Annotated in this window: 9 protein-coding genes; 2 read left to right on the forward strand and 7 right to left on the reverse strand. The window is 53.0% G+C overall.

Going from position 1 to position 14639, the window contains the following annotated elements; translation table 11 throughout:
• Window positions 1–4 precede the first annotated feature (4 nt).
• Entirely contained in the window at window positions 5–1213 is a 1209-nt protein-coding gene (locus C7459_RS14125) for a helix-turn-helix domain-containing protein (protein WP_170119469.1), read from the reverse strand.
• 215 nt (window positions 1214–1428) lie between these two features.
• On the opposite strand from C7459_RS14125, the gene C7459_RS14130 reads away from it, so the two are divergent.
• Complete coding sequence (locus C7459_RS14130) at window positions 1429–2913, forward strand: recombinase family protein (protein WP_109689952.1); 1485 nt, start codon at window positions 1429–1431, stop codon at window positions 2911–2913.
• Window positions 2914–3271: 358 nt separating this feature from the next.
• A complete protein-coding gene (locus C7459_RS14135; RefSeq protein WP_109689953.1) occupies window positions 3272–4024 on the forward strand; it encodes a tRNA threonylcarbamoyladenosine dehydratase in 753 nt (250 codons plus the stop codon).
• 173 nt (window positions 4025–4197) lie between these two features.
• Here the strand turns inward: C7459_RS14135 and C7459_RS14140 are convergent, their stop codons facing one another.
• The 6 genes from C7459_RS14140 to C7459_RS14165 form a co-directional block, all read right to left on the reverse strand.
• Entirely contained in the window at window positions 4198–4647 is a 450-nt protein-coding gene (locus C7459_RS14140; protein ID WP_211320399.1) for a hypothetical protein, read from the reverse strand.
• A 157-nt stretch (window positions 4648–4804) separates the two neighbouring features.
• Window positions 4805–6481, reverse strand: coding sequence for an S-layer homology domain-containing protein (locus C7459_RS14145; RefSeq protein ID WP_170119470.1), 1677 nt, complete (start codon window positions 6479–6481; stop codon window positions 4805–4807).
• Between the two features lie 24 nt (window positions 6482–6505).
• Entirely contained in the window at window positions 6506–12391 is a 5886-nt protein-coding gene (locus C7459_RS14150; protein WP_109689955.1) for an immunoglobulin-like domain-containing protein, read from the reverse strand.
• Window positions 12392–12457: 66 nt separating this feature from the next.
• Complete coding sequence (locus C7459_RS14155) at window positions 12458–12778, reverse strand: hypothetical protein (protein WP_146201007.1); 321 nt, start codon at window positions 12776–12778, stop codon at window positions 12458–12460.
• A gap of 180 nt (window positions 12779–12958) precedes the next feature.
• Window positions 12959–13234: a hypothetical protein gene (locus tag C7459_RS14160; RefSeq protein WP_109689957.1), complete on the reverse strand. Its 276-nt coding sequence runs from the start codon at window positions 13232–13234 to the stop codon at window positions 12959–12961.
• 86 nt (window positions 13235–13320) lie between these two features.
• The gene (locus C7459_RS14165; protein ID WP_109689958.1) at window positions 13321–14637 is read right to left on the reverse strand and encodes a sensor domain-containing diguanylate cyclase; all 1317 of its coding nucleotides are present in this window, start codon (window positions 14635–14637) and stop codon (window positions 13321–13323) included.
• Between the last annotated feature and the right edge of the window lie 2 nt (window positions 14638–14639).

The following is a 14639-nucleotide window of genomic DNA, read 5'->3' on the forward strand; positions in this document are numbered from 1 at the left end:
CCCCTCATCTGTCCTTCAATAGCAAATTTACTCTCATAAGATATTCGATGGCATCATCGAAAAACCCTAGTTTTCTCGCTAAATTTGAAGCTTTCTCGTATTGGTCCACTAAGTGGTGGGGTGGTGCATCGTTTTCTAACTCTAAAAGTAATGTTTCTTTGAGATCATCGTAATTATTCTCATGGTAATTCAAGAAGAAACGAATCATCAATCGCTCATAGTTTCTCCCGAATTTATTCGCCTCTGAAAGTGCTTCAGTTAGGGCTGCTACCCCATTTTTCGCATCGCCTCCAGCGAAAAAGACTTCCCCCAATACCTTTAGTCCGTAAATAAGTGAAAGTTTGTCCTGTGCTCCTTTGGCTAAATCGATCGCTTTGAGAGTGGTTTCTATTGATTCCTCAAATTTTTCTAATCTAGAAAGTACGGACCCAAGGCTTTGCAAACACTGCGCCTTTATTACATTGTACTGCGGTCCATCTGGTATTATTTCCAATGCCTCATTCAGTTTCTTTTCGGCTCGATCTAGTCGGTTGCGCTTTGCATACAAAGAACCCAACATCAACAAAGACCTAGCTTTATTTTCTTCACTTATAGCCTCTTTGTATGTTTGGAGCATAAATATTTCAGCTCTCTCATACCTACCACCAGCCATCAACGCTGTTGATAGATTGTAACGTACCTTTTGAATTAAGACCTCATCCGATGATTTTGTAGCGTAGTCGTAAGCGTCCTCGAAAAAATCAAGCGATCTTGATACTCTCCATTTCGAGTACTCAATTAATCCTCGTGATAAATTTGCGATGGCTCTCTCTCTCGGTCCTCTATTTTCTACCATACCCAAAAGTTCATTCGCCTCTATAATTGCCTCTTCTGGAATTGGCCATTTTTTGACCGCACTTTCGAGGGAATCGAGTCTTTTCTGCAAGTCAAAATCACTTTCCGTCAGTGCATCAGGTGCAACTTTCAGAGCTTGAGCCAGCATTCTAATAAAGTCTGCATTAAACTTCTTCTCGTAGCTACTGTGAGCCATCGTGCAATTTTCGATACGAGATATATTACTTTTGGCGATTCCGCTAAGCGCTTCTAGATCATCCTGACTTAGCTTTCTTTCGTTTCGGAAGAAAATCAAATTTGTCGCCAAAGTTGCATTGAATTTTGTAATTTCCAATTTCTGTTCAGCTGTTTTGCCTTTTCGCACCTTGGGCTCAGACATCAACATCCTCCTCCGAACAAACTTTCTCTATTTATTATACACGATTAGCAAATTTCTGAGAAATAGCCCAACAAAAGAAAAAGACCGCCGTCACCGGCGACCCTCTGCTCTTCTTACCAATCTCCATCAGAAGACTCAACTCTATTCTATCACAAGAGACTCCATGCTAGAATTGGTTTACCAATCAAATCATCTAATGGAGGCCACTGCAAAATATGAGTACATCAGTCAATGTCGCCATCTACATTCGAGTCTCAACTGAGGAGCAGGCCAAAGAGGGCTTTTCATTAGCGGCACAGAAGGAACGTCTATCCCAGTTCGCCAACGGTCTTGGTTGGACAATCTTTGACTTCTACCTTGATGAAGGGATCTCAGCTAAAGATACGAATCGCCCTGAGCTACAAAGGATGCTCAAAGACATGAAGGGTTTCCGTAAGCAGAACCCCGAAAGTGAATTTGTAGTCCTGGTATTCAGACTTGATCGACTTACTCGCTCGATCCTTGACCTCTTCAAGTTACTCGAGTTGTTCGAGCAACACAAGGTTGGTTTCAAATCCGCTACCGAAATATTCGACACAACAACTGCAATTGGACGACTATTCATCACGATCATCGGTGCCCTTGCACAATGGGAGCGCGAAAATCTAGCGGAGCGTGTGCGCGTTGGAATGGAGCAAATGGTTATAGAAGGGAAGTTTCACGGCGGGGTAGCTCCCTTTGGGTATGGCATGGGAAAGGACGGGAAACTGGAGATTAAAGAAGAAGAGGCCTCTACGGTCAAAATCATATTCGATAGATACCTGAAGGGGATGGGTGACGATAATCTCTGTAGGTGGCTTAACCAGATGGGCTATAAGACAAAGAAGTCGGGGTCCATTTGGCACGGATCGACTGTTCGTCAAATCCTACAAAACCCGATCTACATTGGGTCTTTGCGTTGGAATATGACAACAAACGCCCAATACTTCGAAGTAGAAAATGCAGCACCAGCGATTATCTCTACAGAAATCTTTGAGCAAGCTCAAGAACTTCGCAGTTCCCGTACTGGGGATCACCCCCGAACAGTAAATAGTGATTACCTCTTTACAGGTCGACTGATTTGCAACAGGTGCGGATCGCCGTTGTCAGGGACGTCCTCGTCCTTCAAAGGAAAGAAATTCAAATATTATAAGTGTCGAGGTAGCTTGAACGGCACCTGCGACCTGCCTACCCTAAATGAAGACATTATGGAAAATTGCTTCTTGGAATACGTGAGGAGTCTCGACATAACCAGTGCTGCTTCTGAGGTTGCGGCAAGCAAAGATGCAGTCGAGATTGATAAGAATCAAGAGGAACTTCAAAAATTGAAGTCTGAGTTGGAGAAAGTCAAATCGAGGAAACGAAAGTGGCAAGAGTTGTATATGGATGAACTGATTACAAAAGACGATCTCAGAAAGAACACACAACAGGAACTCGATAAGGAACAGGAACTCCTCCGACAAATATCTGACCTAGAAGGCGTTACAAATCAATCAAGAAAATCACCTGAAGAGATCGCGGTGGCATTACAGAACTTCGAAATGATGTGGCATTTGCTTGCTCCCGCTGAAAAGAAGTCCGCTCTTGGGTTACTCATTGACAAGATGCACGTCGATACCCCAATCACACAACATAAGAAGATGCGTAGACAAATCGACATTCTCAATGTGTCTTTCCGCTAAATTTGCGTGTATTGGACATATGGCGTTGCCCATAAACGGCCCGAGGATCAGTTGCTCGTCACGGTATAGATAGAAGCCCGACCAATTGATGCTCTCCATCTGCATGTACAGCAAACTCGCCGCGTTGGCGAGGTTGGCGATCCAGTCCGTTTCGCCTTCGAGCAAGTGGTGCAGTTGGGTGTTTACTTCTTGGTAAAAGGCGGCTTTGTCGCCTTGGATTTTCGTCATTTCAAACACAAGAAATCGGCTCCTCTCAGCTGGCTTTTAACTGCCACCCATTTTAGCACAAGTACTATGAATTATGTTATGATGACTGGAGAATCTAGAGATATTATGAACTAAAGGGGTTTCGAACCATATGGCTTTGCATCGGTATTCTCGAACGGAATTGGTCATCGGGCCGGAGGGCTTGGAGAAGTTGAAAGGCAGTACCGTCGTCGTGCTCGGCATGGGCGGCGTGGGCTCCTACACCGTGGAATCATTGGCGCGTTGTGGTGTCGGTCGTCTCGTGCTCGTGGACAAGGATGACGTCGACATCACCAACATCAACCGCCAGATTCCGGCTCTGACACACACTGTCGGCATGGACAAGGTCGAACTGATGGCCGAGCGCGTCAAGCAGATCAACCCGGAGATCGACGTCGTCCCGTTGAAGATCTTCTATCTGCCGGAGACGAAGGATTCGATTTTTGCATACAACCCGGACTATGTCGTCGACGCGATCGACACGATCTCCGCGAAGATCCTCGCCGTCGTCGAATGTCACAAGCGCGGCATCCCCGTCGTCTCCTCGATGGGCGCCGCCAACAAGATCGACCCGACGATGTTCCGCGTCATGGACATCTCCAAGACCAGCATCGACCCGATCGCCAAGATCATGCGTCGCAAACTGAAGGACTACGGCATCTACAAGGGTGTCAAAGTCGTCTGCTCGCTGGAAAACCCGCGCAAACCGCGTGAGGACATCACCGAACAGATCGTCCCGCAAGCGGTGAAAGAAGGCGAAGCTCCGCGCAAAGCGAAGAACCCGCCCGCTTCCATCGCGTTCGTTCCTTCTGTTGCAGGCTTGATCCTCTCCAGCGTGGTCGTTCGCGACTTGGTTGGCATCTAACATCCTAACGATTAGAAAAGGAACACACCCGCACGCGGTGGCGTTCCTTTTTTGTGTTTCCTTTACCTGTGAATAACAATGTTTATGCACAGGGTTTATCCACATTATCCACAGCGGTTACCCACAATATCCACAAAAAAGGGAGCAGACTCACGTCGCTCCCTTGAACTTCCTTATTCATAGCGTTTGCCGTGATACAGCACATAGCCCACCGGATGATGCGTGAAGTGCAACACCGCGTCCCCTGGGTTGTCGGGGCTGGGATAGGCATGGTTTTTGTCGATGTACTCACCTTGCAGTTCGATCGGTTGCCCTGGTTCGAGACCTTCGATATGCTTTTTGAGACCCAGCTTGTCCCCAAATCGCACGGCGCAGAAAGCTTCTGGCAGTACCAGCGACTTGTCCGCCCCTTTGATGGTGAGCACTTCGATGTGATCAATCACGAAATGCATGTGACCAACCCCTTTTTCTAGCTTGTCCGGGTCGACGTGCTTGACTACCGCTCTAACGTGTACGAGAGGCCCTTTCAACGAAAGCGCGTACTGATGGTGCGGCAATTCGCAATTCGCAAGCGTGTGTCCAAAGATCGGGTGGCGCAGTACCTGCTCTTGCTCTTGGGACATCGGGAACACCTCCAGGGAAATGGTCACGGCTACATCTCTAGTATAAAACAGAACAACATAAATAGTAATAGTTTTCAGATAAATCAGATATAATACTTTCCGACATGATTTGTCAAAAAAAACGCCCCCTCCTCTCGGAACGGGGCGTTTTTACCGTTTACTCGTTGATAAAATGCAGGGATTGCATCATCTTGTCCAAAACGACGGCGCTCTGGGCACGATCTGCTGTGCCTTGGGGGGCGAAAGTTTGGTCTTCCATCCCATGCACGATGCCAGCGCGAACCGCGATGGCTACCGCTTCTGCAGCCCAGCCTTCGATCGAGCTTGCATCCGGGAACAGACGCAGGGTTGTGTCGACTTCAGCCGCGCTGAGCTTTTGCTTCGGGTCGACGCTGCGCAGACCATTCACCATCATCTGAACCATTTCTTGGCGCGAGATTTCGAGGTTCGGCCGGAAGGTTTTGTCCTCGAAGCCTTTGACAAGCCCGGCTTGTACGGCCGCTTGGATCGAACCCGCGTACCATTCGTCTGCCGAGACGTCGCGGAATTGCGCATTGCCCGTCAGCTCAGAAGCAGGCAGGATGCCCAGCGAGCGTACCAACAAGGTCACGAACTCGGCGCGGGTGACGTGGCCCGCAGGACGGAAGGAACTGTCCTCATAGCCGTTGATCACCAGTTTGTTCGCGAGGCGTTCGATGCTGGTCTTCGCATAGTGATCAGAAGTCACATCTGCAAAGGATTTGTGATTGGTCGCCAATGCGTAGACCGAGTTCCCTTTGCGCAGGATGCTTCCTTGCTTTTGACCCCCAGCGACGGTGAACAGCGTCGGCATCGGGTAGACGAAGTTACGGCTGGCGTCGACATACAGACCTGCGAGGTTGTTGTTGTCAACTTGTCCCACTGCTGCTGACAGGTTCAGCGTATGGGAGACATACGCAGCCAGATCCTGCACATCGACTGTTTGGCCGTCTGCAAGCACGGCTTGAACGAGGAAGTCGACCGGAGTGCTCGCTTGCTCGCCACCGTGGTTGTGGATCGTCTGCTTGACAAGATCTTCCTCGCTTGGCAGAACTTTTGTCAGCGTGACCTGCACCTTGTTCTCAACGGGAAGTTGCAATCCGTCGAGCGCTTTTCTGAGCGCATTGGTCGGCAGGCTGATCGTACCGAGCGATGTCGTCACTTGGAACGTGGACTCCGGCGCTTTGTTGTCCAGCTTGTGGACCGCGTCGACCGTCAAATTCATGTGTACGACGTCCCCAGCTTCTGCAACTTTGATATTGATGACTTTTTTCCCAGAACCATCAGCATCAATCAAATCAGATAGCTTGCTATCGACCAGCGTGATATCGAGGACTTTCTGCTTGTCGCTGTTGGTCGTGGTCTTGACCTGCATCATGTCGGTCGGAATGTCCAGGATGTCGGAAGGTGGCTTGTTGCCACCGCCACCACCTGGAATTCCACCGCCTCCGCCTCCACCGCCACCTTGGGTGGGGTCAGGCGTGACCTCGAAGTCGTCAACCGCTACATCGTTGTTTTGACCCGTCACGATGTGGTAAACACCTGTTGCTGCATCCACAGGGAGTGCAAACGTAAGGGAGTAGTTGCCACCCGTTGGTTTCGTTTGGTCAAAGTAGAGGAGCGTCCCATCCGGTTTCACGACTTTCATCAGCAAGACCGAGTAACTGCTCGTTCCCGTAATCGTAATGTTTTCACCCGGATGTTTCACCAGCACATCGTGTAAGGTGACATGCGTACCGTTCGTCGCCGCGTACACGCCGCCCGCAGGTGCGAGCAGCGCGATAGCAGAGAGGATCGCTAGCCATTTCGTTTTCATTGTCAATCCCATCTCCCTCTCCCGTTATGGCTGGATAGCCGGAGCCACTGTGAGAGTGACCGCGTCCGCCAAACTGTTCCCGATATTCGTGAAGGTGCCGTCCATGCTGTCGACGATGTAGACTTTGACGGTGTAGTCAGAGCCGGTGACGCTGAACAGCATCGACATGTCGACTGCACTCTGACCGTTGTAGAGCACGGTGGAGATGCTGACCGGTGTGATCCCCTTCATCAGTTCAAACAGGACATATTTGGAGCCCCCAACCGGGAGCGCACCTAGCGTCGGAGCGACTGTAACGGTTGCTTTCAATCCACCGCTCACCTTCATCAGTGTCCCGTTGGTAATCATGTACGGGCTCGCGATATCGGATGCGTAGACTTTGGCGACGCGGTTGCTCTCCAGCAGGCCGGAGCTGGTAATGGTTACATAGACAGTCCCTGCCGCCGATCCCAGTTCCGCGATCGTGACGACCGCTGTGGAACCCGTTGCTGTCGTTTGACCCAGCAACACACCACCAGTCGCAGCCGAGTAGACTTTGATCACATCGCCCGCTTGGACATTGGTGACCTGTACGGAGTCAGGAGTACCGTTCGGGTGGTTGAAGACGCTGATCTGCGACGGATTGAGCGCCGTTTGTTGTTGTTGGAGGACGATGACCGTGAACGTCTTGGTGTCGGTCGTGCCGTTCTTGGTAATGGTCGCAGTTAGCGTGATCGTCGCATCGCCAGCGCCTGGCAACGGACGAGTGACAACGCCCATCGAACTGACGACCGCCGGGTTGCTGGAGGACCAAGCCACATCGGTTCCATCGACACCTACAGCCGACAGGGTGATATTTTGCGTAACCATCGTTGCCGAATCGTTCATCGCAAAGCCCGGCTCGAGCACCGCTTTTGCACTTGCGACAGCCTGAGCATCTGTCTCAATGTTCTTCAGAACTTTCAGGACAAACTGCTTGGTCACGGAATTCCCGCCGCGTTGAATCGTCGCGGTCAGAACGACCACCTCGTCCTCTGCATTGTACGCCGGGCGAGTGACCGCTCCAGTCGTTGCGTCGATCACCGCAGGCTTGTCAGACGACCAACTGATGTTGGTGGTGTCAAGTCCTGTGCTCGGGAGCGTCAGCATCTGCGTAACCCCAACGGCTGTGTCGCCTGCTGTGTATCCGAGGTCCAGCGCCATCTTCGCGTTCAGGACAGCTTCTCCATCCGTTTCTGCCAGTCGAACCACGCGCATCAGGAAGGTCTTGGTCACCGTAGTGCCATTTTTGTCGATCGTCGCGGTCAGTTCAACCAGTTGATCTCCCGAGAGATACGCGGGTCGATGGACCAGACCAGCCGCATCGACAAGTGCTGCGTCAGAGGAAGACCAAGTGACCGTGGTGCCATGTGCACCTGTAGTCGGCAACGTCAAGCTCTGTGTCACACCCATCGCACTGTCGCCTGATGCATAGTTCACATCCAGCAAGCCTTGTGCATCGGCAAGTGCGTCGCTCTCCGTGATCGCTTCCACAGTAACCGCGAACGTTTGGGTATCCGTGACCCCATTTTTGCTGATCGTCGCGGTCAAGACCACGTTGGCATTGCCAGAACTCCAATCCGGGCGGTTGATCGTGCCGTTCGCCATGACGACGACCGGATCAGAAGACATCCATGAAACCATCGTGCCGTCGACGCTGGTCGTCGGCAGGGTGAGATCATACATCACGCTACCGGCTGTGTCACCACGGTGATAGCCGACTGCGAGCACTGCTTTGGCAGATGCGACAGCTTCCGCATCCGTCTCCGCTTGTTTGACGACGGTGACGGTGAATGACTGTGTGTCGGTGGCTCCACCGCGTGAAATCGTTGCGGTCAGCGTGACCGTTTGGTCACCGGTCAGGTAGACTGGGCGAGTGACGGTACCATCTGCTGCCACAACCGCAGGGTTGGAACTCGACCATGCGACAGTCGTGCCATCCAAGCCACTGGTGTTGAGGGTCACGTTCTGCGTAATTGCCGCGGAGGTATCAGCCCCCGAGTAGCCCACTGCCACAGCCGCTTTGGCGACAGAAACGGCTTCCGCATCTGTTTCAGCCAATTTGGTGACGGTGACGGTAAATGTTTTGGTGTCGGTGACACCGTTTTTGTCGATCGTCGCCGTGAGGGTGACGGTCACATCGCCCGTCAAGTAGGCCGGGCTGTTTACCGTACCATCGGCAGCCACAACGGCCGGGTTGGAGGACGACCAGCTGACGGTTGTTCCATCAAGACCCGATGTCGGGAGTCCCAGAGCTTGGGTGACACCTGTGGCAGAATCTGCGCCCGTGTACACAACGTTCAGTGCTGCCTTCGCGAGCGAAACGGCTTCTGCATCCGTTTCTGTGTTGGCTGGCAGGGTGAGGGTGTACACTTGCGTATCGCTCGCTCCACCGCGCGTAATCGTCGCGGTCAATGTGACGACTTGGGGTCCTTGCACATAGGTCGGGTTGGTCACTGTACCATCATTGGCAACAAACATCGTGTCCGAAGACGACCAGGAGATGCTCGTGCCGTCTGAGCCAGTGGTTGGCAGCGTGAGACCTTGGGTTACGTTTGCTGCTGAATCCCCTGCTCCGTACCCGACGGTCAGGGCTGCTTTGGCGACGGATACGGCTTCAGCATCCGTCTCCCCGAGTGCGGTGATCGTGACCGTGAAGGTCTTGGTGTCGGTACTACCGCCTTTTGTGATGGTCGCAGTCAGCGTAATGGTCTGATCCCCAACCAGATAGGCCGGTCGAGTAACATCACCATTCGTTGCGAGATAGGTTAGGTCAGAACTGCTCCACGTCACAGTCGTACCGTCCGCACCTGTAGAAATCAGGGACAGGTTTTGCGTGACGGACGAGGACGAATCGCTACCTGCATAGCCAACGGCCAGGGCGGTCTTCGCCACGGATACGGCTTCGGTGTCTGTCTCCGTCTGTGTTTTGACGGTCAGCGTGAACGATTTGGTGTCGGAGGTTCCGTTTTTGCTGATTGTAGCTGTCAGCGTGACGGTTTTGTCACCGCTCAGATAAGCCGGGCGGATCACGGTCCCGTCTGTTGCGATAACGCCCGGCATATCAGATGCCCAGGTGACGGTGGTACCGTCAGCACCGGTTGGTGACAGGGTGACATTTTGCGTAACACCCGTTGCCGAGTCGCCACCGCCATACGTAACGTCCAGCGCAGCCTTCGCCACACTTACCGCTTCCGCATCTGTTTCCGCCGATTTCATCACGGTCACCGTGAATGTTTTGGTATCGGACGCGCCGTTTTTGACGATCGTTGCCGTCAAGGTCACCGTTTGATCGCCCGTCAGGTAGGCCGGAGGCGTTACGGTCCCATCAACTGCAACAACAGCGAGGTTATTCGAAGACCATGTGATGGTCGTACCATCTGTACCCGTCGTGTCCAGCGTAAGGCTACTGGTGACGCTTGCAGAAGTATCAGCGCCTGCATAGCCAATGGCCAAGGCCGCTTTGGCAGATGCCACTGCCTCAGCATCGGTCTGTGCCAGAGCCGGCAGGGTCAAGTTGAAGGTCTGGGTATCCGTTGCACCCCCACGCGTGATCGTCGCTGTGAGCGTGATCGATTGGGGCCCTTGTACATACGTTGGGCGGGTTACCGTACCATCAGTAGCGACATAAGCCGTGTCAGTGGAAGACCAGGAAACCGTCGTGCCATCGGCACCAGTCGTAGCCAACGTGAGGTTTTGGGTAACGCTGGCGTTCGTGTCCACGCCACCGTAGCCAACTGTCAGGGCAGCTTTTGCAACAGAAACCGCTTCTGCGTCCGTTTCTGGAAGCTTGGTTACGACCAGATTGTAGGTTTGAGTATCGATTGCAACACCGCGTGTGATCGTAGCGGTCAACGTGACAGGTTGGTCGCCCGCCAGGTAAGGCGGTCGGATGACGACACCTGTAGTGGCATTCACGGACAGGTCAGTAGATGCCCAACTGATCGTCGTCCCGTCTACACCGCTCGTCGGAAGCGTCAGATTCGCTGTAACCGAGGAAGAATTGTCACCGCCTGCATAGCCGACTTGTAGCGCTGCTTTCGCATTGGCAACCGCCTCGGTGTCTTGCTCATGCAGGACTTTGACGACAAACGTTTTGGTCGCGCTGCCGGCATTGTAAGTGACCGTCGCGGTCAACGTGACAAATACATCGGACATGGAATCGCCCGGTCGAGTTACATTGCCGTTGTTAGCCACCGTCGCTGGAGTGTCGGACGACCAAGTGACCGTCGAACCATTCGGACCGGTGGTAGGAAGAATCAACCCGTTGCGCACGGTTGCGGCAGAATCGCCTGGGGAGTAGGTAAGCGAGAGTGCGTTCGCATCAGCGGTTGCCGTGTCCGCATCCGTTGCCGTCTGCTTTAACACTTGGACGAGGAACGACTTCGTTGTCGAAGAGCCGCCCTTGGAGATCGTCGCCGTCAGCGTGACGATCGCATCCCCTGAAGCAAATGCCGGTCGGTTTACCGCACCATTCGACGCGACCAGTCCCGGATTGGAGGACGACCACGAAACGGCAGTCCCATCGGCACCCGTCGTGCTGAGCGTAAGGTTCTGGGTGACAGCGGTCTGCGAATCAGCCCCTTGGTAGCCGATGTCCAGCGCTGTTTTGGCATTGTTGACCGCCTCTGCTGCGGTTTGCGGAGCCTTGAGGACATCGATCACGAACACCTTGGTGTCGGTGCTGCCGTTCTTCGTGATCGTCGCGGTCAAGTGAATCGGTTTGTCACCGTCTGAAAAAGCAGGTCGGTTGACAGTGCCGTCCGCTGCAACGATTGCGAGATCGGAGGATGTCCACGAGACGGTCGTGCCATCGGCTCCACTGGTTGCCAGCATCAGATTGCTGGTTACCCCCGTCGCAGATTCTCCACCTGCATACGTGATCTCAAGCAACTGCTTCGCGTTGGTGACAGCTTCGGCGTCGGTCTCCGGCATTTTCGTGACCACCACCACAAATTGTTTGGTTTCGGTCGCGCCGTTCTTGGTGATCGTCGCCGTCAGTGTTACCGTCTGGTTACCGGACAGGTACGCCGGACGAGCCACTGTCCCGTCTGCTGCGAGCACGGCCGGGTTCGAGGAAGACCAAGAGACGGTCGTGCTGTCCAAGCCCGTACCTGGCAACGTCAGATTCGAGATGATCCCCGATGCCGAATCCCCTGCTGCAAAGCCGAGGCTCAGGTTGCTTTTCGCGTTGCTGACCGCTTCTGCATCGGTCTCCGCTTGCTTGATGACTTTGACCAAAAACGTTTTGCTCGAAGTCACTGGGCTGTCGGTCACGGTCGCCGTCAATTGCACCGTCACATCACCCGTGAGGTACGCCGGGCGGTTCACGTTGCCCATCGCATCGAGGATGCCCGGTTGATCGGAACTCCAAGAGACCGTCGAACCATTCGGGCCGGTGACAGGGAGGCTGACATTTGTTGTAACGCTAGTCAGCGAGTCGCTACCCGCGTAGCCGATCGTCAGTGCTGCCAGGTCGTTCAGCACCGCATGAGCTTTCGTGACGGCAGTATCAAGCGCTGCTTGTACATCGCCTGCGGTTGCGTAGCCACCACCTGGGCGCGCGCTCAACACAGAGGATGCGACTTGCGTTTTGTAGCTGTCTGCCAGGCCACTATAGAGCGTCAGGTCCAGACCAAGACTTACATTTTCAAGCGCTGCACGCAGGTCGGCAGCAGTGGCTGCTGCGTTTACAGCATCCAATTCCGGTGTAGAGGCTGCTTGAACGCTCTGCGCCTCCACGTTAGGTGCCAGCGTCGCGCTCGTTTCTGGCGAGTTCGACGGTGTTGTGGTTTCTGCGGATACAACCGGCACCATGCCGACCGTCGTGGTGACAGCTAAAGTGGCGGAAAGCACTTGCGCCAGGCCCTTGCGATGTCTCTTCTTCCCCATTTCGCAATCCCTCACATTCACTTATTTAGATTCAAATACCGGTTGCACAGGGTTTCTGCTCAAGCCTTATACGCGCAAGGTCTGAAACACTTGCCAAGCTTCATCACCGACGCGCACCATGCTGATGCGGTACGCTTCCATGCGCTCACCTGTCTCTACAACTTGCAAGAAGGCATCGACATTCGCCTGACGCACGACCTGTTCGCTCTCGTTCACGACGATTTCACTGTGTACCTGAAACCCTCGCGACCACGTGGACGGATACGTGCGGTGGCTCCATAGATGCTCCTCCAGATAGCGGTCCACTGTGGCGATCATCTGCAGCTGTTCCACTCGTGAAAGCCGTTCGGCGGGGAGCCAATCCTCAGACGGAATATTCGTAGACAAACTATCACCTTCTTCACAATTTAACACAATACATTTTATGAATTTCGTAGTATTAACCCAGTTCTACAATCAGATTTTATGTTATCATAAACTTCGCTAGATTCACAAGCTTTACTCCATAAAAAAACGCCCCGCTACCTTACGGCGCGGGGCGTATTTCACACATCTTTTGCTCATACTCTATTGAACTTTAACTTTCACACGTTTGGAGAGAGCGAGTGTCCAGACGGTTAATCCGAGGAACAGAATCGTCTGGACCTCGTGCAGTTCCTCACGGTAGACGAGGTTTGAAGTAAGGTCAGTGATCGCTAGCGAGAGAAACAGAACTCCTCCCCAAAAGTAGGCGGACCGCATCCCGTCCTCCCGTCGTTTGTAAAATGCGAATTTGACTAACACCATCAATGCAGAGAATACAAATACGCCAATCATTACCCCGTTAAACAGGTTCATGGACATCGGTTCTCACACCTCTTTCAAGAGACTTGTACTAGATTAGACGAATGAAACGCCAAATGGTTTCACAGTCTTCCTCTATTTCTAAACTATTTCGAATAGATTGAGAGTTTTATGTCCGTTTTATGAACTTCTACCGTGTTGCGCCCATTGGCTTTTGCTTGGTACAGCGCAGCGTCTGCTTTTTCAAACAGTTGGGCGGCGCTGTCACCTGGTTCGTAGACTGCGACTCCCAGCGAGGCGGTGATGTGATAGGGCTCGAGAATCTCCCGTTCGATCATCGCCCGCAAGCGTTCAGCGTCATGGTAACAAGTTGGCGCTTCGACATCTAGCAACAGGATCGCAAATTCCTCACCGCCATAGCGAGCCAACACGTCGCGTGGACCGATGTGACCCGTGAGCACAGCGGCAACATGGCGAAGGACCGCATCTCCCTCGAGATGACCATACGTATCATTGAAGCGTTTGAAATGATCGATGTCGAGCAGAATCAATGAAAATGAGCCACACCCGTGCGCAGCGGTGGCCACCCACTCCTCCACCGCCCGGTCATACGCCCGGCGATTGGGTACCCCGGTCAGCCCGTCAAGCTCGGCGAGTCGTTGCGTCTGTAAAAAGCGCTCCTTGAGCTCCTGACGCATCCGGTCCACACCCTTGATCAATTGGCTGAGTTCGTCGGCGCGGTCTCTGTGTGGCACCGCCACATCAAAGTCGCGGTTGGCATAGTTGCGCACACACTGCTCCAATTCGGTGATCGGTGTGACGATGTGGCGAAACTTGCGATTCATCATCCACATCGTCGCAAGTACGATCACGATCGATAACATCGAGATCGCCAGCAAGACAAAGTCCACCGCACGCTCCAGCGCCGAGCTGACGGATGTTTTCAAGGCATTGATGTCATCGACGGCAACTTGCGCCGCCTCGCGAAAGGTATCAAACGCTTGCTTCCCTTCCTTGAATCGCTCGATGGTCACAGCTTGCTTGTGCTTTTTGGACCAAACTTCTGGCTCACCGTAGCTGTCGTGCCAGAGTTGTCCGGCTTTGATCATTCGATCGATCGGTGCTCGCAGAGCTGGAAAGTCTTGCAAGGATTGCTGCAAGTCGATTGTCCGGTAGTTGAACTGCACGGTCCCCTTGTCGTAAGGCTCAAGAAACGATACGTCATCGGTCAGCGCATATCCACGCTGACCGGTCTCTTGGTCGATCATCGCTTCCTTGATCAGTTCGACATCTTCATTTAGACGATCCAGATCTTGCACGGTTTTGTAGGAGGCGATAAAATGCTGCTCGACAAACAGATAACAACTGGTGGTGAAGACAGCGAACACGATCCCGATGATGATCAAGTTGTATGTCAGTTCGCTGCCTAGTCGATGTTGTCGCTTGAAAAATCTTCGGATCATGC

It is taken from the genome of Tumebacillus permanentifrigoris (assembly GCF_003148565.1).
In the GTDB taxonomy this organism is placed as follows: domain Bacteria; phylum Bacillota; class Bacilli; order Tumebacillales; family Tumebacillaceae; genus Tumebacillus; species Tumebacillus permanentifrigoris.

Bases quoted from the DNA above. Each gene is read 5' to 3' on its own strand.
- C7459_RS14160 (WP_109689957.1), bottom strand. From the start codon at position 13,234: ATGTCCATGAACCTGTTTAACGGGGTAATGATTGGCGTATTTGTATTC.
- C7459_RS14165 (WP_109689958.1), bottom strand. From the start codon at position 14,637: ATGATCCGAAGATTTTTCAAGCGACAACATCGACTAGGCAGCGAACTG.
- C7459_RS14135 (WP_109689953.1), top strand. From the start codon at position 3,272: ATGGCTTTGCATCGGTATTCTCGAACGGAATTGGTCATCGGGCCGGAG.
- C7459_RS14145 (WP_170119470.1), bottom strand. From the start codon at position 6,481: ATGAAAACGAAATGGCTAGCGATCCTCTCTGCTATCGCGCTGCTCGCA.
- C7459_RS14140 (WP_211320399.1), bottom strand. From the start codon at position 4,647: ATGTCCCAAGAGCAAGAGCAGGTACTGCGCCACCCGATCTTTGGACAC.
- C7459_RS14130 (WP_109689952.1), top strand. From the start codon at position 1,429: ATGAGTACATCAGTCAATGTCGCCATCTACATTCGAGTCTCAACTGAG.
- C7459_RS14125 (WP_170119469.1), bottom strand. From the start codon at position 1,213: ATGTCTGAGCCCAAGGTGCGAAAAGGCAAAACAGCTGAACAGAAATTG.
- C7459_RS14150 (WP_109689955.1), bottom strand. From the start codon at position 12,391: ATGGGGAAGAAGAGACATCGCAAGGGCCTGGCGCAAGTGCTTTCCGCC.